Consider the following 19,443-nt stretch of genomic DNA (forward strand, 5'->3'; position numbering starts at 1 on the left):
GGCAATTGTGGTCAGCGATTCCGGCCCTTGTCTATACTGTGCCAATGCTATCTGGAAGAGTATTGCGCATGAAATGGTTTGCACTGCTGGTGCTGCTCGTTGGCGGCCAGGCGGTTGCCAGCGATGATTTGGCGGCCCGGGATATTATTCGCAAGGCCATGGACCATTATCGCGGCCAGACGTCTTACTCGGAAATGACCATGGTGATTCATCGCCCTGACTGGGAACGCAGTATGACCATGCGCGGCTGGAGTGAGGGTGACAAGAAAACTCTGGTGCGGGTAACCGACCCCAAGAAAGATGCCGGCAATGGCACCTTGTCTGTGGATGGCAACATGTGGACCTATACTCCGCGGATTAATCGCGTCATTAAGGTGCCCTCGTCGATGATGAGCCAGAACTGGATGGGCTCTGATTTCTCCAACAAGGATATCAGCAAGGATACGGCCATTATTGATGAGTACGACCACACCCTGGTCGAAACCGGTGAGCATGACGGCCAGACACTCTGGGTGATCGAATCCACTCCCCACGAAGAGGCAGCCGTAGTGTGGGGCAAGGAAGTGCTAAGTGTGCGCGAGGATTGGGTGCTTATCGAGCAGCAGTTCTGGGACCAGGACGGCGTGCTGGTAAAAACCCTGAAGGCCCACGAGATACGCGAGCTGGGCGGGCGCACGACGGCGACGCGTCTGCGAATGTCGCGCGAGGATGCGCCGGAGGAATGGACAGAGGTCCGTACCGACGCGGTGGATTTCGACATCGAACTTCCCGGTAACTTGTTTACCCTCTCCAATTTGAGAAATCCCCGGCAGTGAACGTTAACTGGCGCCTGGCCTGGCGAAACCTGTGGCGGCATCGTCGCCGCACCTGGCTGACGGTCGCCGCCATGGTGTTTTGCAATACCTTATTGATATTCATGATCTCGCTGCAGCTGGGCACCTACGACATGATGATTAACAACAGCCTGGCGATGGTCACAGGGCACGTGCAGGTGCAGCAGAAAGATTACCTTGAGAATCAGCGAATGCGCGACTCGGTGCCCGCCGTGGAGGCGCTGGCTGCCAGCGTGGCGAGTGAGCTCGGTTTAGATACAGTGGCGGCCCGTGGTCAGGCATTCGCCCTGGCCTCCAGTGAAGATCGTTCTTTCGGGGTATTGCTGGCGGGGGTGCAACCCGACAGGGAGCCCGGTGTTTCTAGCCTGCCGGGGCTGGTGTCCGAGGGACGCTATCTCGCAGCTGACGATCGCGATGCCATTGTGATTGGCGCCGTGCTCGCCAAGAACCTTAAAGTTGGCCTAGGCGATGAGCTCACATTCCTGGGGAGTGGCAGGGACGGTTCCTTCGCCGCCGGCCTGGCTACGGTGGTCGGCATTGTGCATACCGGCATGGATGAAATCGATCGCGGCATAGCCCATGTGCCGCTGGCCTGGTTTCAGGAGACTTTCAGCATGGGTGACCACGGCCACACGGTGGTTGTGCGGATGCCGGACCTGGCACTGGTAGAGGGGGCGATGCAACGTGTCGCGGCCCTGCTGCCCGAGGGACAAAATCTGGTGGCACTGGATTGGGATGCACTGCAGCCCGGCTTGCGGCAGGCCATTCGTTCCGACCTGGCCAGTGGCTGGGTGATGTATGCGGTGTTCATCGTGCTGGTGGCATTCAGCGTGCTGAACACGCAGTTGATGTCGGTGCTGGAACGCACCCGTGAATTTGGAGTCATGCTCGCGCTGGGGATGGGGCCCGGTCGGTTGGCAAAGCTGGTGACGATCGAGACGTTTCTCCTGTCATTGCTGGGCTTGTTATTGGGGCTGCTGTTCGGTGGCTTGGTGGTGCTGTGGTTATCGCATGCGGGGTTCAGTTATCCCGGCATGGAAGAGATGGCCGCGGAGTTCAATATGGACAGCCGCTTTTACCCCGAGGTCAGTTTTGTGGCTCTGATGTGGGGGCCTTCCACCGTGTTCCTGTTTACCATGCTGGCCGCAATTTACCCGTCGTTGCGACTGTATAAGCTTGAGCCTGTGCAGGCGATGAGAGCGGTGTAGTGGCGGGCTCGCTGAATGTGACTGCACGTCTGGCCTGGCGCAATTTGTGGCGCAACCATCGGCGCACGCTGATCATGTTGCTCGCGATTGGCACCGGTGTCTGGGCGATGGTGTTTATGTCGGCGCTGATGCGCGGGATGACAGATCAGGTATTGCTTAACGGATTGCACAACCTGCCGGGTGAGGCGCAAATACACCATCCCCAATACCGCGCCGATCCCAGTGTGGTGAACTCCATGCCAATGCCCGCCGGCACTTTGTATGAGGCCCTTGGCGAGGCACCGATCTCCGCCTGGTCTGCACGCGTGCGGGTACCGGCGGTGATTGCCAGTGAACGCGAGAGTCGCGGCGTTACGCTGCTGGGGGTAGACCCCGTAACCGAGGCGGGCGTCGGCGCGCTGCCAGATGAGATTGTTGAGGGCCGCTTCCTGAATGGCCCTGAAGATCGCGGCCTGGTGATCGGTGCCTCCCTGGCCAGGCGCCTGGATACGGACCTGGGCAAGCGTGTGGTCATCATGTCCCAAGACCCTGAGAACAATGTCGCCGATCGAGGTACGCGGATTGTCGGTATTTATCGGGCGCGCCTGGAGGGCACCGAGGATCAACTGGTGTATGCCGGGCGCAACGTGTTGCAGGAAATGCTTGCCGTGGGGGATCAGGTCTCGGAAGTGGCGGTAACGGCCGGCGACTACCGGCGCGTGTCCGCCTGGCTGCCGGCGTTGCAGCAGGCAGCGGGCGATGACCTGGAGGTGTTGTCATGGATGCAACTCCAGCCCTTTCTGGACAGCATGCTCGGTGTGCAGGACGGATTTACCCTGATCTTCATGGTGGTGATTTTTGTCGCGCTGTCCTTTGGCCTGGTAAATACCCTGGTGATGGCGGTGTTTGAGCGCACCCGCGAAATCGGTCTGCAGCAGGCGCTGGGTGTGCGGCCGACGCTCATCATGTTGCAGTTCTTGCTGGAGAGCCTGTTTCTGCTGGTGCTGGGTCTGGGGGCGGGAAATTTACTGGCGTGGCTGACAATCAAGCCGCTGGAGAGCGGTATCGATATTTCGATGGTCGCCGAGGGCATGGAAATGATGGGCATGGGCACGACGTTGTATCCCGCACTGCAGACCTCGGATATGTGGATGTCGACGGCCATCGTGGTCATTCTCGGCCTTGTGGCCAGCCTGTTACCGGCGTGGCGGGCGTCGCGACTCGACCCCGTGCGGGCGCTGAACAAAACCTGAGGGAAAGCAGTTATGAGCACCGTTGTATGCCGGGATTTGTGCCGGATCTTTCGCCAGGGTGATCAGGAGATTACCGGCCTGGACCAGGTGAGCCTGAATATTGATGCCGGTGAATTCGTGTGTCTGTCCGGCCCCTCGGGTTCAGGGAAAACCACGCTGCTCAATGCGATCGGAGGGCTGGATACCCCGGACAGCGGCGAGGTCTCTGTGGGCGGTCGGCGTCTGGATGCCATGTCCAAGGGCGAGCTGGCAGATATGCGTCTCAACAGCATCGGCTTTGTCTTTCAGGCCTATAACCTGGTGCCCGTGCTTTCGGCCCGGGAAAATGTCGAATTTGTGATGGAGGTGCAGGGCGTTCCCGCCCAGGAGCGGCGCACGCGGGTGGATGCGGTGCTGGCTGAGGTGGGGCTGGCAGGTATGGAGGAGCGTCTGCCTGCCGAGCTGTCTGGCGGTCAGCAGCAGCGTGTGGCGGTGGCTCGCGCCATCGCCAGTGAGCCTGAATTGGTGCTCGCCGATGAACCCACTGCAAATCTGGACAGCCACAGTGCGTCCCAGCTAATGGAGCTGTTCGTTGCGCTCAATCGGGACCAGGATATTACCTTTGTGGTGTCTACCCACGACACCCGGGTAATGGCCTACGCGCGGCGGCTGGTGAAGCTGCGCGATGGTCAGGTGGTCAGCGACGAGCCGCAGGTTGATTGATGCGCCGTGCCGTAGGGTTAGCGCTATTCGCACTCAGTGGTACCGCCATCGCAGAGTTACCACTATTTGACGGCGGTCATGTCAAAGGCGTCTGGCTGACCTCCAGTTATCCTGATGACAGTGTTTTCCGCGAGGAGCTTGGCGCCGTAACGCAGGACCAGGCCATGGATGTGCGCTTCAAGTTCAGTGTCGATGCCGGCGCCTGGCAGGCACAGGCGGACTATCAGCTCCTGGGCCGCCACGGCGAGAGCATTGGCGGCGGTGGCGCGCTGGATAACCAGTTTGTCCCGCAGCGAATTGTGGTCGATGACGATCGTCGCTGGTGGGATCTCACCTCGGAAATCAATAGTGGTGACGAGCACGTATTGCTGCATCGTCTGGATCGGCTGAATGTGGCCTATCGTGGCGATAAAACCGTGGTGCGTTTTGGGCGACAGGCGGTGAGCTGGGGAAACGGCGTGATTTATAACCCCATGGACTTCTTCAACCCCTTTGATCCCGCCGCCGTGGACACTGAATATAAAGTGGGTGACGACATGATTTACGGCCAGTACCTGCAGGATTCGGGGAATGACTGGCAGGCGGTTAACGTACAGCGCCGGGATGCAGCGGGCGATGTGAGCGCCGAGGTGAGCTCTACTGCCGTCAAATACCACGGATTTGGACTGGATCGGGAGTACGACCTGCTGCTCGCCCAGCACTACGATGAAGCGATTGTCGGGGTCGGTGGGGTGATCAATGTTGGCGACTCAGTGGTACGCGGCGATGTGATGGTCAGCGAAACGGATCCGGAGTGGGTAACTAGCCTGGTCGTGAACTGGTCTTACTCCTGGGTCTGGGGCGACACCAATGTCAGCGGGGTTGCGGAGTACTTCTTCAACGGCTTTGGCCTGCGGGAGCAGGACTATTCGGCGGAGAAAATCGCTGCAGCAGAGGATCTCGTGGCTCGTCTGGCGCGCGGCGAGCTATATACCTTGGGCCGCCATTACCTGGCGAGTTCGCTGATGATGGAGGTTACGCCGCTACTGAACGTGACGCCGGTATTGTTTTTTAACCTGGGAGATCAGTCGGCCCTAGCGCAGGTGAGTGTCCAGTGGAACTTTGCCCAGGATTGGCAGGTGCTCAGTGCGTTGAATGTGTCCCTGGGGCCGACAGGTACCGAGTTTGGGGGAATCGAAGGCAGCCCCGAGGGCATGACGCTGGCCACCGGCCCGACGGTATTCGTGCAGGTGGCGCGTTATTTCTGAGCAGGTAGGGGCGGTTACAGCCCCAATTCGGCGTTTACCCGCGCCAGGTAGGCATGCACTGTCTCAAGTTCTTCACCCGGTTGGGCTTTAACCCACCCTGAGAAGCCGTGAATGACGGCCATGTCGATGTCCGCCAGGGAGAAGCTGTCGCCGGCCAGCCAGGTTTTGCCTTCCAGCTGCCGGTTCATGTCCTGCCAGCCGAATTCCAGACGGCTTCGGCCACGCGCCTCCAGTTCGGGAATCTGGGGCAGGTTCAGTGGGCCGGGTATGGCGCGGTCGACAAAGCCTTTGCTGGTGTTGCGCAGTACCTCGGCAACCCCCAGAAACATGCTCATAAACAGCTTGTGATCCCAGCTGATGACCTGGGCGCGCTCCTGCGCATTGGTGCCCAGCAAGGGTTTCTCCGGATACAGAGACTCCAGGTAAATGCACTGGCCAATCACCTCGGTGAGCAGGGTGCCGTCGTCCAGCACCAGGGCGGGAACGGTGCGCTCCGGGACAATGGAGGTATAGGCTTCGCCCAGCTGCTCCTGGGTCATCAGGTCAATCTGCTGGGTTTCGATCTCAACGCCCTTGTACTTCAGGAACAAGGCCAGGCGCTGGGGGTTGGGGCCGGGTCGTAGGTATAGAGTTTCATTGGGTCGAATCCTTAGCAGTATTGTTCTGGACAGGGGTGGGTCATGGTAGGGGCAATCGGGCCTTCTGCCAATATTCCCCTTGAGGTGAGTTTTCCCCACACCCCAATAGTGGCTATAATGCGCGCCGGACTGACAGAGGACCCTATTGTGATTATTCGTTACGCCCTTGGCCTGGCGGCCATGATTCTGGCACTGGGTGCCACCGCTGAACCCACCGCGGAGCAGCGCACTGCGATTGAAGATCGCATCAAGCCGATTGGTGAAGTCTGCCTGCAGGGCGACAGCGAATGCGGTGGCGCGGCTGTGGCTGCATCCAGTGGCCCTCGCTCTGGTGAAGATGTATACAACTCTGCCTGTATGGCCTGTCACGGCACTGGCGCCGGTGGCGCGCCGGTACTGGGCGATGTTGCAGCCTGGGCGGATCGTATTGCCAAGGGTAATGATGCGCTGTACGCCAGCGGCATTAACGGTGTTCCAGGCACTGGCATGATTGCCAAGGGTGGTTGCATGAACTGCTCTGACGAGGAGATCAATGCTGCGGTTGACTACATGGTCGCCGGCAGCCAGTAATTTATCGAATCTCGAAAGGCCGCGGTGCATCAGCACCGCGGCCTTTTTTTTTGCTACATTTGTAGGTCTGTTCTCCGGAGTTAAGTCTATGCTGCGCCCCCTGTTTGCTGTGCTCACATTATCCCTGGCTGTCGGCTGTTCCGAAGAGGCTCCGCCGCCGCCCATGATAGAGGTGATTACCGACAAGGTAGTTCTGGAACCCTATCAGCCCGAACAGGAGTTCGTCGGCCGCTTGCAGGCCATTGATGATGTGGCGATACAGGCCAAGGTGGGCGGCTATGTGCATAGTCGGGACTTCCGCGAGGGTGAAATTGTGGAGGCGGGGGCCATTCTCTATACCCTGGACGCCTCCGAGTACGACGCTGCCCTGGCCCGTGCACAGGCCGGCCTGGCGGCCGCCGTGGCCAATCAGGCCAATGCCGAGCGCAACTATAAGCGCGGCATGGGCCTCATTCCTTCGGGTTCGATTTCCCAGTCCGAGATGGATGATCTGACCGCAAAAAAACTCGATGCTGACGCCCAGTTCGAATCCGCCCAGGCCGAGGTGACCAGCGCCGAAGTCAATCTCGGGTACACCACGATTCGCGCACCGATCTCGGGCCGCATCGGTCGCAGTATTGTCAGCGTGGGTGATCTGGTCGGGCCCAGCACCGGCAACTTGACCACATTGGTCAGCATCGACCCGATCGAGGCCTTGTTCCGGGTGAGTGAGTCGACTTACGTGGCGGCCATGAAGCAGCGCTTTGCCGAAGAGCTGGATGTCGAGAAGCTCCGGTCTGTGGAAGTAACCCTGGAGCTGACCAACGGCCTGGTCTATCCGGAAGTGGGACGTATTGACTACTTCGCCAACCGGGTGGATCAGACCACCGGCACACTGGAAGCGCGGGCTCTGATTCCCAATCCTGGCTCGCTGCTAGTGCCCGGTCAGTACGTGCGGGTCATCCTCCATGAAACCGAACTTCTGGAGGGGCTGTTCATCCCCCAGGCGGCGGTGCAGGCGGATCAACAGGGCGCCTTTGTGATGATGGTCAACGCTGAAAGCGAGGTCGTGCGCCGCAATGTCGAGCTCGGCTTCCGCCTGGATACCAACGTGCTCGTGTTGGAAGGGCTGGTTGAGGGCGATGTGATCATTGTGCGCGGTCTGCAGTTGGTGCGCCCGGGGATGACGGTGAAGGCGACACCGATGCCGCTGGCCGCCGATGCGCCGACAACAGCACCGGCAGCAGCGTAAGCGAGGGCCTTTTATGTTTAGCGCCTTCTTTATTGATCGGCCCAAGTTCGCAATCGTCATCGCTATTGTGCTCACCCTGGCGGGTGGCTTATCTATTTATGCCTTGCCTGTGAACGAGTACCCGGCGATTTCCCCGCCCAGCATCATGGTCAGTGGCGTGTATCCCGGTGCCTCAGCTGAAATTGTCGAAACAACCGTGGGTACTCCCATCGAAGATGCCGTGAATGGCGTTGAGGACATGATTTACATGTCTTCCAAGAGCGCCAACGATGGTAGCTATGCGTTGACGGTCACCTTTGAGGTAGGCTCAGATCCGGATATGGCGCTGGTGCGCGTGCAGAACCGGGTGAAGTTGGCAGAGCCTTCACTGCCGGCGGAAGTGACCGCCATGGGGCTGAATATTTCCGAGCGTTCGCCGGACATGCTCAAGCTGGTCAGCTTTACCGCGCCCGGTGGCAAGTTGGATTACAAGTTTGTGTCCAACTACGTGAAGATCAATTTGCAAAGTGCCCTGGCACGTCTTCCCGGTGTATCCGAAGCAACGATTCTTGGCGAGGCCGACTACGCCATGCGCCTGTGGCTGAACCCGGACAAGATGGCGATTTATGAGCTGTCGGTGAATGAGGTATACGCGGCACTGCACGAACAGAATGTACAGGTGGCCGCCGGTAAGATCGGCGCTCCGCCTTTTGAAGGGCCGCTGCAGTCAGAGTTTACCCTGCAGACCAAGGGGCGCCTGCAGGAAGTCGAAGAGTTTGAAAATATTGTGCTGCGAGCCACAGCTGATGGCTCTGCGATTTTCCTCAAGGACATCGCCCGGGTTGAGCTCGGGCAGTCCGCCTACAACTTTTACGGCGAGACCAACGGTGTGCCGGCGGTGAACCTGGCCATATACCAGTTGGCCGACGCCAATGCGCTGGAGGTGGGCGCTGAGGTGGATGCGCTGCTGGAGCAGATGTCGAAAGACTTTCCTGAGGGCATGGATTACCTGATGCCCTATGACACCACGCGCTACGTCAGCACCGCGGTAAGCCAGGTGGTGAGCTCGCTGTTTGAAGCCGTGGGCCTGGTCATCCTGGTAACATTTATTTTCCTTGGATCGTTCCGGGCCACCCTGGTACCGGCAGTGGCGATACCCGTATCGCTGGTCGCGACCTTTGCCATTCTGCTGGCCACCGGGATGACCATTAACACGGTGACACTGTTCGGCCTGATTCTGGCGATTGGTATTGTGGTGGACGACGCGATTCTGGTGATCGAGAACTGCGACCGCCACCTGCGGGAAGACCCGACGATGTCACCGACTGACGCCGCCAAAATCACCATGCACGAGGTGGGCAGCGCTATTGTGGCTACGACATTGGTACTGCTCGCGGTGTTTGTGCCAGTAGCCATGTTGCCCGGTATTACCGGCGTGATGTACCAGCAGTTTGCGGTGACCATTTGTGTGGCCGTGCTGTTCTCTTCTGTGAACGCGCTCACCCTGAGCCCTGCGTTGTGCAGTCTTTTGCTAAAGTCCGGCGAACGGGCCCAGGCGGCGTGGTACCAGCGTTTCCTGGGCGGTTTTGGCCGCCTCACCAACAGCTACGACAGGGGCGTGGGTTGGTTGCTGGGGCGTCTGCGCATGACGGCCATGGTGTTCATGGGGCTAACCGCGGCGGTAGTGTTCGGATTCATGACAACCCCCACCGGCTTTGTGCCCGATGAGGACAAGGGCTCCATGATGGTCAGTGTGCAACTGCCCGACGGTTCGTCACTGCTCAGAACCAAAGAGGTGATGGATAAGCTCAGTGGTCTGATTTCCAAAAACCCCGCAGTCGAGACGGTGACGGCGGTTTCCGGTTTCAGTCTCCTGTCCGGTGCCATGAGCAGTAATGGCGGAACCCTGTTCGTTGGCCTCAAGCCCTGGGAGGAGCGCGAAGACTTTACGTCCAGCTCTTTTGGTGTGGCACAGACCATTAACGCGCAGGGCTTCCAGATGGTGCCTGAGGCACAGGTGTTTGCGCTCACACCGCCATCCGTGCCCGGCATGGGTGCCTCTGGCGGCCTGGAGGTGGTGTTGCAGGACACACTGTCGCGCAGTTCCCAGGAACTGGCGTCAGCGCTCAACCACCTGATCGTTGAGGCCAACCATACACCGGCGCTGCAAAGTGTCTTCAGTACGTATCGCGCCAATGTGCCCCAGTATTTTGTTGATGTGGACCGGGTCAAGGCGAAGAATCTCGGTGTAAGCCTGGATGAGATCTTTGCGACGCTGCAGGCGCAGATGGGGTCCCTGTATATCAATGATTTCAACAAGTTCGGCCAGACCTACCGGGTGATTATGCAGGCCGAATCCACCTACCGCTCGGATCTGTCTGACCTCGATCGTTTCTATGTGAAATCCGGCGCTGGCGAAATGGTCCCTCTGAGCACACTGGTTACCACCCGACCCATTCTCGGGCCGGATATCTCCAGCCGCTACAACCTGTTCCGTTCCGCCACTGTACAAGCCAGTGCCGCACCCGGTTACAGCACCGGTCAGGCAATGGCGGCTATGGAGAAGCTCGCGCGGGAAACTCTGCCAGCCGGTTACAATATCGATTGGACCGGTATGTCTTATCAGGAGCGTAAAGCGGGAAGTGCGGCGATATACGCCTACTTGCTGGCGCTGATCTTCGTGTACCTGTTCCTGGTGGCCCAGTATGAGAGCTGGTCAATACCGGCGGCGATTCTGCTGGTGGTGCCCATCGCTATTGGCGGCGCCATTACCTCGCTTATACTCAGTGGCATCGCTCTCAATATGTATGCCCAGATCGGGATCGTGTTGTTGATTGGTATGTGCGCCAAAACCGCCATTCTGATGGTGGAGTTTGCGCGCCAGAAGCGCGAGCAGGATGGTGAGGAAATTCTGGTGGCGGCCAGGGATGCGGCCAAACTGCGCTTTCGTGCCGTCTGCATGACGGGTATCTCATTTGTACTGGGCATTCTGCCACTGGTGCTGGCCTCCGGGGCGGGTGCCGCAGGGCAGCGCGCCCTGGGTATGACCGTGTTCGGCGGCATGCTGGCTACCATGGTGCTGGGTGTTTACTTCGTGCCGGCGTTCTATGCCATGGTGCAGGGCACTCGCGAGCGGCTCAAGACCATTGGCCGCCAGTGATTGCCAGATCCGTAAAATGTCACACACTTAGGGATTGTTCCCCCCTGGCTGTGCGTCGACATGGAGTTACGGCAGTTTGTCAGTGAGCTGAAAAGCAGAAAGGTTTACCGTACTGCGGCGGTCTATTGTGCCGGCGCATGGGCTTTCTTGCTGGTGTCGGACATTATTTTCCCCGTGGTGGGCCTGCCGGATTGGACCGTCACCGCGGTTCTGGTTATCGCCGCCCTCGGTTTCCCGCTTGCCCTTATTCTGTCGTGGTTGTTCGAATTGACGCCTGAAGGCCAGGGTGCCCATATGGCGGAGGGCGAAGCGAGCGCTGAAATGCCTTTCTCGTCGGCCCGAATTATCGAGCTGACGGTAGTCCTGATTCTCTGTGGCCTGGTGGGCTATCTCTATGTGGGCCGCCTCGCCAATCCGCCGGACACCTCGTCTATCGATCCCACCATCGCCGATGCCTCGATCGCGGTTATGCCCTTCGTCAATCTCAGCGAAGATGAGGAACTGGGGCAACCTCGTTGATGCCTATCGCTACGCTTCCGAGTAATGATATGGCCGGACCCATGTATGAAAATGCACTCAAGCTGGCGGAAAGGCATCTGGCGATCAACGAGAACAATGCCCAGACGCTGGCCTTAATGGCTCACTACCATGCAGCCCTGGGCAATGCACCGTTGGCTCACACTTTCATTGAGCGGGCGCAGGCAATTGCGCCCAATGACGTCTATGTTAAGTACTCCACGGCGACGGCATTGTCGTCGCTGGGTGAGTTCGATATTGTCATGCAGTCACTGGCGTCTGCGCTGGATGACCGTTATCCAATGAATCTGGCGCTGGCAGATGCGAATTTGACAGGGCTTAAAGAACTGCCTCGTTTTGGGGCGTTAATGGCGCAGGGGGAATGACGCGCTAAATCCAAATGGAGATAAATATGAAAAGAGTTGGACCTATACAATTGTCAGGGATGCTGTCGGCTGCTGCGCTGCTCGTATCTTGCTCAGCAATGGGTGTATCCAAGGAGGGCGCCGAAGCGGGTGTGAGTCAGGAGGTTTTCGATACAATGCGTACGGTGGAAATCAACAATGTGTCTTACAACATTGTAGCTTTTCGTGAGCGCAAGGATGATACGGGTAAAACAGTGTATTGCCCGTTCAGAATTAAAGATCTGGTGACCGAACTCGATACCAAGCTGCCCAACCAGTATGGTGCCTGGCAGGCCTATGCAAAAAATGCCAACGGCAAATGGGCCCCTGCGGACGTCGAATACTCGGTGTGGTTTGACCCATTTCAGGGCCCAGTGTCACTTGTACCTGCGGAGGATATTGCGGGTGCAATGCGCACGGACGTACCGATTTTGACCGACGCGCCAAGGTTGGAAAATGGTGCCCTTTATAAGTTCACTATCGCCGTCGACAGCGAGGCCTGCCCGCCGCTGGATCCCTACTTCCGCGTTATTGAGTAAACATGCTCATCAGCCCGGCCAGGGTTTCCTGGCCGCGCTGCTCATTCGCCCCTTCCTCTTCATCCTCACCGCCCTGCCAGGTCAGATCGCCCGCCGGTAGTTCATCCAGGAAGCGGCTGGGTTCACAGTTAATAGTTTCGCCAAACTGGCGACGGGTGCGGGCCATGGTCATGGCCAGCGTCTCTCGCGCCCGGGTAATACCCACATAGGCGAGCCGGCGCTCTTCCTCGACATTGCCGTCTTCGACGCTGGAGCGGTGTGGCAGCAGGTTTTCTTCCATGCCGATGATAAAAACGTGGGGGAATTCCAGACCCTTGGATGCGTGCATGGTCATCATCTGCACGTTGTCCGGGCTCGCGTCTTCCTCTTCCTGTTGTTCCATGAGGTCGCGCAGAATCAACCGTGAGATCGCCTCGTTCAGGCCCACCTCTTCGTCGCTCATCACCTTGTGCAGTGAGTCCACCAGGAAGTGTACGTTGCTCATGCGCCGCTGCGCCACATCCTCGCTGGAGCTTAGTTGCACGAGGTGGTCCTCGTAGCGCATGTCGCGAATCATTTCGCGCACGGCGGCAATGCCGTCACCGGTCTCTACGCGGCGGCGGAAGCTGTCTACCCAGGTACGGAATTCCCGCAACCGATTCAGGCCGGCCTCGGGTATATCGCCGCTATCGGCCCGGCCGCAGGCCTGGCTTAAACTGCACTGGCGCGCATTGGCGACATTGCCTAATGCTTCCAGAGTGGAGGCGCCGAGCTTGCGGCGCGGCACGTTGGCAATACGCAGAAAGGCATTGTCGTCATCCTCGTTCACCAGCAGGCGCAGGTAGGCCATGATGTCCTTGACCTCGTTGCGACTGAAGAAGCTGGTGCCGCCGGACATGTGATAGGGCACTTGCTGTTGCTGCAGGGCAATTTCCATCAGGCGGGCCTGATGATTGCCGCGGTAGAGAATGGCGTAATCACCAAAGCGGGTTTTCTTGCGCAGCTTGTGGTCGATTATCTCGGCCACCACCTGCTCGGCCTCGTGGTTTTCATCGCTGCAGCGGATAACGCGCAGTGGGTCGCCGTAGCCCAGCTCACTCCACAGTGCCTTGTCGAAGACGTGCGGGTTGTTGGCGATAAGCGTATTGGCGGCTTTGAGAATACGGGAGGTGGAACGGTAGTTTTGTTCCAGTTTCACCAGCTTCAGGGCGGGGAAATCCTCCTGAAGCATGGCCAGGTTTTCCGGTTTGGCGCCGCGCCAGGCGTAGATGGACTGGTCGTCGTCGCCTACCACGGTGAGTCCTCCGCGCAGCCCTACCAGTTGTTTTACCAGCAGGTACTGGCTGGAGTTGGTGTCCTGGTATTCGTCCACCAGCAGGTAGTGAATCTGGTTCTGCCATTTCTCCAGCACCGCGGGGTGCTCCTCGAACAGTACCGTGGGCAGCAGGATAAGATCATCAAAGTCCAGGGCATTGTAGGCCTTAAGCGCGCGCTGGTAGCGCAGATAAGCCTGGGCGCACAAAATCTCCGCCGGCGACTTGGCTTTGGCCACTGCCTGTTCTGGCAGCAGGCGGTCGTTTTTCCAGTTGGATATCTGGTTGGCAATCGTCTGGGCCTGGTCGCCGTCTGAACCGTGCTCCTGAATCAGCAGGTCCTTGATCAGGGCCTGGGTGTCCTGGCCGTCGAAGATTGAAAAGCCGGTTTTGAGGCTCAGGTATTTGCGCTCGTGACGAATGATCTTCAGGCCCAACTGATGAAAGGTGCTCACGGTAAGCCCCTCGCCATTATTGCCCAGCAGTTTGCCAACCCGCTCCTTCATTTCCCGGGCCGCCTTATTGGTAAATGTCACGGCGGCAATCCGGTTGGCGCGATAGCCACAGGTCTGCACGAGATAGGCAATTTTCTGGGTGATTACGCTGGTTTTGCCGGAGCCGGCACCGGCGAGCACCAACAGCGGGCCGTCGATGTAGCGGACAGCCTCGCGCTGACGGGGATTTAACTGGGTCACTGAATCTTATAACTGAAAATCGAACAAGCCGCAGAGTCTACCAGATTGTGGCGAAATTACCGGCGACTTATAGTCCAGGTGGCGAGACGGAGCTCGCGCCAGATCGTTGCCGTGGCAGAAAATGTCATACGCTTCTGGCCGAATGGTACAGTCGCCGGCGGCCGGTAGTTTAAATGGATAAACGCCGCTTCCTAATTCCTCTGGAGCGCTTGTGGCGTCTCTGTCTTGGGGTATGTTGAGCGCCTCAGTTTGATGTCGCAACGGACCCACACATGACCCAAGACGCTTTTATTTACGACGCTATTCGCACGCCCCGTGGCAAGGGCAAGCCAGGTGGCGGCCTCTACGAGGTCAAGCCCATTGACCTGGTGACCAACCTGCTGGAGGAGATGAAATCCCGCCACAACCTGGATACCACCCAGGTGGAGGATTTCATCTGTGCCACCGGTGAACCGGTCAACGAGCAAGGGCAGAATATTGCCAAAACTGCATTGGTGTATTCCAGCTGGAATGATATTACCGTCGGTGCCCAACTGCACCGCTACTGTGCCGGTGGCCTCGATGCAGTGAACAACATCGCCATGAAAATCATGTCCGGCATGGAGTCTATGGGCGTTGCCGGCGGTGTTGAGAGTATGTCCCGCCTTGGCATCGGTGCATCCGGTGCGGCCGCAGGCGATGCCTGGGTGGCCATGCAGAGCTATGGCATATCCCAGGGCCTCGGCGCTGACCTGATGGCGCACCTGGACGGCTTCAGCCGTGAGGACGTCGACCGCTATGCCTGTGAGTCACAGCGCCGCGCTGGCCATGCCCGTGACAATGGCTATTTCGACAAATCAATTGTGCCGGTCAAGGACCTCAATGGCGTCACTGTGCTCGATCGCGATGAACTCATCCGTCCCACGGACATGGACAGCCTGGCCCGTCTCAATCCGTCTTTTGCCATGTTTAACGATTTCGGCCATGGCGATTTCCTCAAGTTTAAGTATCCGCAGGTAGAGAAAATTAACTGCGTACATACCCCGGGCAACTCCTCCGGTGTCGTCGATGGCGCCTCGCTGGTGCTGCTCGGCAACAAGCAGGCAGGGGACGACCAGGGCCTGAAGCCGCGGGCGCGCATCAAGGCGATGGCCGTTACCGGCAGTGAACCCACCATTATGCTGGCCGGTCCGGCACCTGCCTCAGAGAAAGCGTTGAAGATGGCGGGAATGACCGTCGACGATATCGACCTGTTCGAGCTCAATGAGGCGTTTGCTTCGGTGGTGTTGCGCTATCAGCGACTCATGGGCGTAGCCGATGACAAGATCAACGTGAACGGCGGCGCGATTGCCATGGGGCATCCCATTGGCGCCACCGGTGCCATTGTGCTGGGAACGCTGCTGGATGAGCTGGAGCGTCGCGATTTGAACACCGGCCTGGTCACCCTGTGTGCCGGTGGCGGTATCGGCATTGCCACTATCATCGAGCGTGTTTAAGGAGTTGTAGAGATGAGTTATATCCGACTGGAAAAAGACGCCGATGGCATTGTTGACCTGATTTTTGATCAGGAGGGCAAGTCGGTGAATGTTATGGGTGAAGAATACGCAGAGGCCATGCCCAAAGCACTGGACGAACTGGAAGCCATGGGTGATGAGCTTAAGGGCCTGTATATTCGCTCCGGTAAGCCCGGTCAGTTCTTTGCTGGCGGCGACATTACCATGATGCTGGAGATGGACCTCAATCCGTCTCAGGAAGAGCGGGAAGAAATGCACCGGGGACTGCTCGATGCCAAGGAGCCACTGGCCCGTATTGAGCGCCTGGGCGTACCGGTAGCCGTGGGTATTAATGGCCCGGCACTGGGTGGTGGTTATGAGATTGCGCTGGCTTGCCATTACCGCATTGCAATGGATTCCCCGAAAGTGAAAGTCGGCCTGCCCGAGGCCATGCTGGGCCTGTTGCCCGGTGCCGGCGGCATTGTCCGTATGACGCGCATGCTTGGTATGCAGGAAGCGCTGGGCCTGATTTCGCAGGGCAAGCAGCTGGTGGCAGCGAAGGCACTTGAAAAAGGCCTGATTCACGAGTTGGCGGCCGATGAAGAGGCCATGGCCGCGCAGGCCAAAGCCTGGATTAAGGCCAACCCGGACGCTAGGCAGCCCTGGGAGCAGCCCGGCTACAGTATTCCGGGCGGAGGCCCGCAGGATGAGGCCACCCAGGGTCTGACGTACTTCGGCCCGGTGAATGTCATGAACCAGACCAAGGGCAATATGACAGCACCGCAGGTGATTATTGCCGCGGTGATTGATACCGCCCGGGTGGACTATGCCACCGCGCACAAGATTGAGGCGCGCTATTTCCAGCGCCTGCTGCTCGATCAGGTATCGCGCAACATGATGACTACATTCTTTATACAGATGAACGCGCTGGATGCCGGCGCGTCACGGCCCGAGGGTATTGCCAAGACCGAGGTGAAAAAACTCGGCATTCTCGGGGCGGGTGTGATGGGCGCAGGTATTGCGTTCAATGCGGCCAAGGTAGGGATGAATGTGGTCCTCAAGGACCTGACTCAGGAAAACGCGGACAAGGGTAAGGCCTACGCTGCCAGTGCCTGCGAGAAAAGTCGGCGAATCGACGAGCAGCAGGCAGAAGAGATTCTGGGGCGCATTCAGCCGACGGCGGATGTTGCTGACCTGGCAGATTGTGACCTGGTCATTGAAGCGGTGTTTGAGAATCGCGATGTGAAGGCTGCGGTTACCCGCGAGACCGAGGCGGTACTGGGTGAGCAGGCAGTGTTTGCTTCCAATACCTCGGCGCTGCCCATTACTGAACTGGCGCAAGCTTCAGTGCGCCCGCAGAACTTCATCGGCATGCACTTCTTCTCCCCGGCGGAGCGCATGCCCCTGGTGGAAATCATTACCGGCGAGCAAACCTCAGATGAATGCCTGGCCTGGGCCTTTGATCTGGCGCAAAAAATGGGCAAGAAGCCGATTGTGGTCAAGGACGCTCCCGGCTTCTTTACCACCCGGGTCATCGGCCAGACCATTACCCAGGGCCAGCGCATGTTGGCTGAAGGGGTGAACCCGGCGCTGATCGAAAATGGCGCAGCCTTCAATGGCTCACCCATGGGGCCGCTGGAGACCCTCGACACGATCTCACTGGAGACCGCTTATCACGCGGCCAATCAGCAGCGCGTCGATGCCGAAGCCCGCGGTGAACAGGTGGAGCCCTCGGCCGAATCTGAAGTGATTCGGATCATGGTGGAAGAGGCTGAGCGTGTCGGCCAGGCCAAGGGCGCCGGTTTCTACGACTACGACGATAACGGCAAGAAGGTGGCTACCTGGGCGGGCCTGAAGGCATTGTTCGCCAAAGATGGCTATAAGGACGTGCCCTATCAGGACGTGAAAGACCGCCTGCTGTTCTCCCAAGTGCTGGAGGCCATCCGCATTATGGAAGAGGGTGTGCTCACCAGTGTCGGTGACGGCAATATCGGCTCCATTATGGGCATTGGTTTTCCGCCGCACACCGGCGGTGTGTACCAATGTGTGAACGCCTACGGCGTGCAGGCGTTTGCCGATCGGGCAAAGGAGTTGGCGGCAGCCTACGGTGAGGCCTTCGAGCCGCCACAGTTGCTGCTGGATATGGCAGCTGACGGCAGAACGTTTGGCTGATGTCCTGACCCGGCGCCCGTATTGGCGGGCGCTGGCGATCCCTCAATTGTTGAGATATCTTGCCGTGACGGCGGCCTTGTAGGCCGCCGTACCCAGCGGCTCACCCGTGGCCCGTTCGATCAGTTCGTCGGGCAGGTACAGGCAGCCCTGAGAGCGAATATGGGTGTCCAGCCAGCCGTATAGCGGCTTGAGGTTACCTTCAGCCAGCCCCGGCATGATTTCCGGTACAGCGCGATTGGCAGCGGCAAATATCTGTGCAGCGGCCATTGCTCCCAGTGAATAAGTGGGGAAGTAGCCGAACAGGCCTTCGGGCCAGTGCACATCCTGCATGACGCCATCCGTATCGCTGGGTGGGGTAATACCCAGATAGCGCTGCATCATCTCGTTCCACGCGCCGGGCAGGTCGTCGATGGTGATGTCGTCCGCGACAATAGCCTTCTCCAGCTTGTAGCGCAGTATCACATGCAGCGGATAGGTCACCTCGTCGGCATAGACCCGGATCAACCCGGGCGCAACCTTGTGCTGTAGGCGTACCAGGTTGTCGGCCTCCCAGGCCGGGCCGCTGCCACCGAGGGTGTCGCGGATAATCGGCGCCAGGTGGCGAATAAACGCCTCTGAACGCCCCGCCTGCATCTCCAGTAACAGTGACTGGCTCTCGTGCAGGGTCATGTCCCGGCTGTTTCCTACTGGCTGGCTGAGCCAGTCTTTGGGCCGGCCATCTTCGTACAGGGCGTGGCCCACCTCGTGCACTACGGCCATGAGACTGGCGGTAAAGTCGGACTCCTCGTAGCGAGTGGTGATTCGATTGTCGCCGTCGGCGCCGCCAGAGAAGGGATGCGCTGCCACATCCAGCCGGCCGCGATCGAAGGGGAAATCCAGAACTTCCATGACGGCCCGGCTCAGTGCCTCCTGCTTGTCCAGGGCGAAAGGCCCCTGCGGCTGCAGGATGGCTGGTCCCTGAGCCTGTTTCTCCAGCACCTGCTGCAGGAAGTTGGGTAAGAACCCTGCCAGATCATCGAAGATGGCATCGATCTGCACTTCGCGACGGCCAGGGTCGTACTGATCGAGCAGCGCTTCGTAGGGGGTAATGCCGAACAGCTCTGCCTTAATCCCTGCCTCTTCGCGTTTGAGATCGAACAGGGCTTTCAGTTTGGGGGCGAGGCGTTTGAAGTCATTCGCCGGGCGTGCCTCACGCCATACCATGGTGGCCTCGTGACGGGCGTGGACCATTTTTTCCACCAGATCTGCCGGTACTGCATTGGCGTGGCGGTAGAGGCGTTTGATTTCGCGCAGATTGGCTTGCTGCCACGGGTCCAGTTGCTCGCGTTGCTGTTCGGCTTCGGCGATGGCATCGGCCGTGGCAGGGTCAGTCTGGATCTCGTGCTGCATGACACTGAGTTCGGCTTCGACCTCGGCGCGGGCCTCGGCTGCGCCCGATGGCATCATTGTCTCGTGATCCCAGAACAGAATGCCCTCGGCATTGCGCAGGGCCGACAGGCGCTTGTGGGTGGCTTCGAGTTTCTGGTAGGCGTTCATGGTGCTGTTCCCCGGAA

Annotated in this window: 16 protein-coding genes; 13 read left to right on the top strand and 3 right to left on the bottom strand. The window is 59.0% G+C overall.

The window, feature by feature from the left end:
* The first annotated feature begins 68 nt into the window (after positions 1 to 68).
* The 5 genes from BST95_RS05555 to BST95_RS05575 are packed head-to-tail and all read left to right on the top strand — an operon-like array spanning position 69 to position 5,222.
* Positions 69 to 815, top strand: a complete 747-nt coding sequence (locus BST95_RS05555) for an outer membrane lipoprotein-sorting protein (RefSeq protein WP_066055744.1) — start codon at positions 69 to 71, stop codon at positions 813 to 815.
* Entirely contained in the window at positions 812 to 2,041 is a 1,230-nt protein-coding gene (locus tag BST95_RS05560; protein WP_084198488.1) for an ABC transporter permease, read from the top strand. Before BST95_RS05555 ends, BST95_RS05560 begins: the two co-directional genes overlap by 4 nt.
* The gene (locus BST95_RS05565; protein ID WP_229801780.1) at positions 2,041 to 3,273 is read left to right on the top strand and encodes an ABC transporter permease; all 1,233 of its coding nucleotides are present in this window, start codon (positions 2,041 to 2,043) and stop codon (positions 3,271 to 3,273) included. The genes BST95_RS05560 and BST95_RS05565 overlap by 1 nt, the downstream gene beginning before the upstream one ends.
* A 12-nt stretch (positions 3,274 to 3,285) precedes the next feature.
* Positions 3,286 to 3,975, top strand: a complete 690-nt coding sequence (locus tag BST95_RS05570; protein ID WP_084198489.1) for an ABC transporter ATP-binding protein — start codon at positions 3,286 to 3,288, stop codon at positions 3,973 to 3,975.
* Positions 3,975 to 5,222 (top strand): hypothetical protein, encoded by a 1,248-nt coding sequence (locus BST95_RS05575; protein ID WP_084198490.1) that lies wholly within the window; start codon positions 3,975 to 3,977, stop codon positions 5,220 to 5,222. The genes BST95_RS05570 and BST95_RS05575 overlap by 1 nt, the downstream gene beginning before the upstream one ends.
* A 14-nt stretch (positions 5,223 to 5,236) precedes the next feature.
* Here BST95_RS05575 and BST95_RS05580 read toward each other — a convergent pair whose 3' ends face one another.
* Positions 5,237 to 5,812 (bottom strand): glutathione S-transferase family protein, encoded by a 576-nt coding sequence (locus tag BST95_RS05580; RefSeq protein WP_169843858.1) that lies wholly within the window; start codon positions 5,810 to 5,812, stop codon positions 5,237 to 5,239.
* Positions 5,813 to 6,007: 195 nt separating this feature from the next.
* Between BST95_RS05580 and BST95_RS05585 the strand changes: the two genes are divergently transcribed.
* From BST95_RS05585 to BST95_RS05610, 6 genes are all read left to right on the top strand, one after another.
* Positions 6,008 to 6,430: a c-type cytochrome gene (locus BST95_RS05585; RefSeq protein WP_229801781.1), complete on the top strand. Its 423-nt coding sequence runs from the start codon at positions 6,008 to 6,010 to the stop codon at positions 6,428 to 6,430.
* An 88-nt stretch (positions 6,431 to 6,518) separates the two neighbouring features.
* A complete protein-coding gene (locus tag BST95_RS05590; RefSeq protein WP_169843859.1) occupies positions 6,519 to 7,661 on the top strand; it encodes an efflux RND transporter periplasmic adaptor subunit in 1,143 nt (380 codons plus the stop codon).
* Between the two features lie 13 nt (positions 7,662 to 7,674).
* Entirely contained in the window at positions 7,675 to 10,800 is a 3,126-nt protein-coding gene (locus BST95_RS05595; protein ID WP_084198493.1) for an efflux RND transporter permease subunit, read from the top strand.
* Positions 10,801 to 10,860: 60 nt separating this feature from the next.
* Positions 10,861 to 11,319, top strand: a complete 459-nt coding sequence (locus BST95_RS05600) for a hypothetical protein (protein WP_084198494.1) — start codon at positions 10,861 to 10,863, stop codon at positions 11,317 to 11,319.
* 29 nt (positions 11,320 to 11,348) lie between these two features.
* Positions 11,349 to 11,702: a hypothetical protein gene (locus BST95_RS05605; protein WP_146004234.1), complete on the top strand. Its 354-nt coding sequence runs from the start codon at positions 11,349 to 11,351 to the stop codon at positions 11,700 to 11,702.
* 26 nt (positions 11,703 to 11,728) lie between these two features.
* Positions 11,729 to 12,259, top strand: coding sequence for a hypothetical protein (locus BST95_RS05610; RefSeq protein ID WP_146004235.1), 531 nt, complete (start codon positions 11,729 to 11,731; stop codon positions 12,257 to 12,259).
* On the opposite strand, the gene rep is transcribed toward BST95_RS05610, so the two are convergent.
* Positions 12,249 to 14,246: a DNA helicase Rep gene (gene rep, locus BST95_RS05615; protein WP_084198497.1), complete on the bottom strand. Its 1,998-nt coding sequence runs from the start codon at positions 14,244 to 14,246 to the stop codon at positions 12,249 to 12,251. The genes BST95_RS05610 and rep overlap by 11 nt on opposite strands.
* Positions 14,247 to 14,518: 272 nt before the next feature.
* On the opposite strand from rep, the gene BST95_RS05620 reads away from it, so the two are divergent.
* On the top strand, positions 14,519 to 15,721 hold the full coding sequence (locus tag BST95_RS05620; protein WP_084198498.1) for an acetyl-CoA C-acetyltransferase: 1,203 nt from the start codon (positions 14,519 to 14,521) through the stop codon (positions 15,719 to 15,721).
* 12 nt (positions 15,722 to 15,733) lie between these two features.
* Entirely contained in the window at positions 15,734 to 17,890 is a 2,157-nt protein-coding gene (locus BST95_RS05625; RefSeq protein ID WP_084198499.1) for a 3-hydroxyacyl-CoA dehydrogenase NAD-binding domain-containing protein, read from the top strand.
* A 42-nt stretch (positions 17,891 to 17,932) separates the two neighbouring features.
* Here BST95_RS05625 and BST95_RS05630 read toward each other — a convergent pair whose 3' ends face one another.
* Entirely contained in the window at positions 17,933 to 19,426 is a 1,494-nt protein-coding gene (locus BST95_RS05630; RefSeq protein ID WP_084198500.1) for a carboxypeptidase M32, read from the bottom strand.
* Positions 19,427 to 19,443 lie beyond the last annotated feature (17 nt).

The sequence above is a fragment of the Halioglobus japonicus genome, assembly GCF_001983995.1.
GTDB classification, from domain to species: Bacteria; Pseudomonadota; Gammaproteobacteria; order Pseudomonadales; family Halieaceae; genus Halioglobus; species Halioglobus japonicus.

Coding starts and splice junctions, on each gene's coding strand:
- BST95_RS05625 (WP_084198499.1), top strand. CDS start 15,734: ATGAGTTATATCCGACTGGAAAAAGACGCCGATGGCATTGTTGACCTG.
- BST95_RS05605 (WP_146004234.1), top strand. CDS start 11,349: ATGGCCGGACCCATGTATGAAAATGCACTCAAGCTGGCGGAAAGGCAT.
- BST95_RS05555 (WP_066055744.1), top strand. CDS start 69: ATGAAATGGTTTGCACTGCTGGTGCTGCTCGTTGGCGGCCAGGCGGTT.
- BST95_RS05575 (WP_084198490.1), top strand. CDS start 3,975: ATGCGCCGTGCCGTAGGGTTAGCGCTATTCGCACTCAGTGGTACCGCC.
- BST95_RS05610 (WP_146004235.1), top strand. CDS start 11,729: ATGAAAAGAGTTGGACCTATACAATTGTCAGGGATGCTGTCGGCTGCT.
- BST95_RS05595 (WP_084198493.1), top strand. CDS start 7,675: ATGTTTAGCGCCTTCTTTATTGATCGGCCCAAGTTCGCAATCGTCATC.
- BST95_RS05630 (WP_084198500.1), bottom strand. CDS start 19,426: ATGAACGCCTACCAGAAACTCGAAGCCACCCACAAGCGCCTGTCGGCC.
- BST95_RS05600 (WP_084198494.1), top strand. CDS start 10,861: ATGGAGTTACGGCAGTTTGTCAGTGAGCTGAAAAGCAGAAAGGTTTAC.
- BST95_RS05590 (WP_169843859.1), top strand. CDS start 6,519: ATGCTGCGCCCCCTGTTTGCTGTGCTCACATTATCCCTGGCTGTCGGC.
- BST95_RS05620 (WP_084198498.1), top strand. CDS start 14,519: ATGACCCAAGACGCTTTTATTTACGACGCTATTCGCACGCCCCGTGGC.
- BST95_RS05570 (WP_084198489.1), top strand. CDS start 3,286: ATGAGCACCGTTGTATGCCGGGATTTGTGCCGGATCTTTCGCCAGGGT.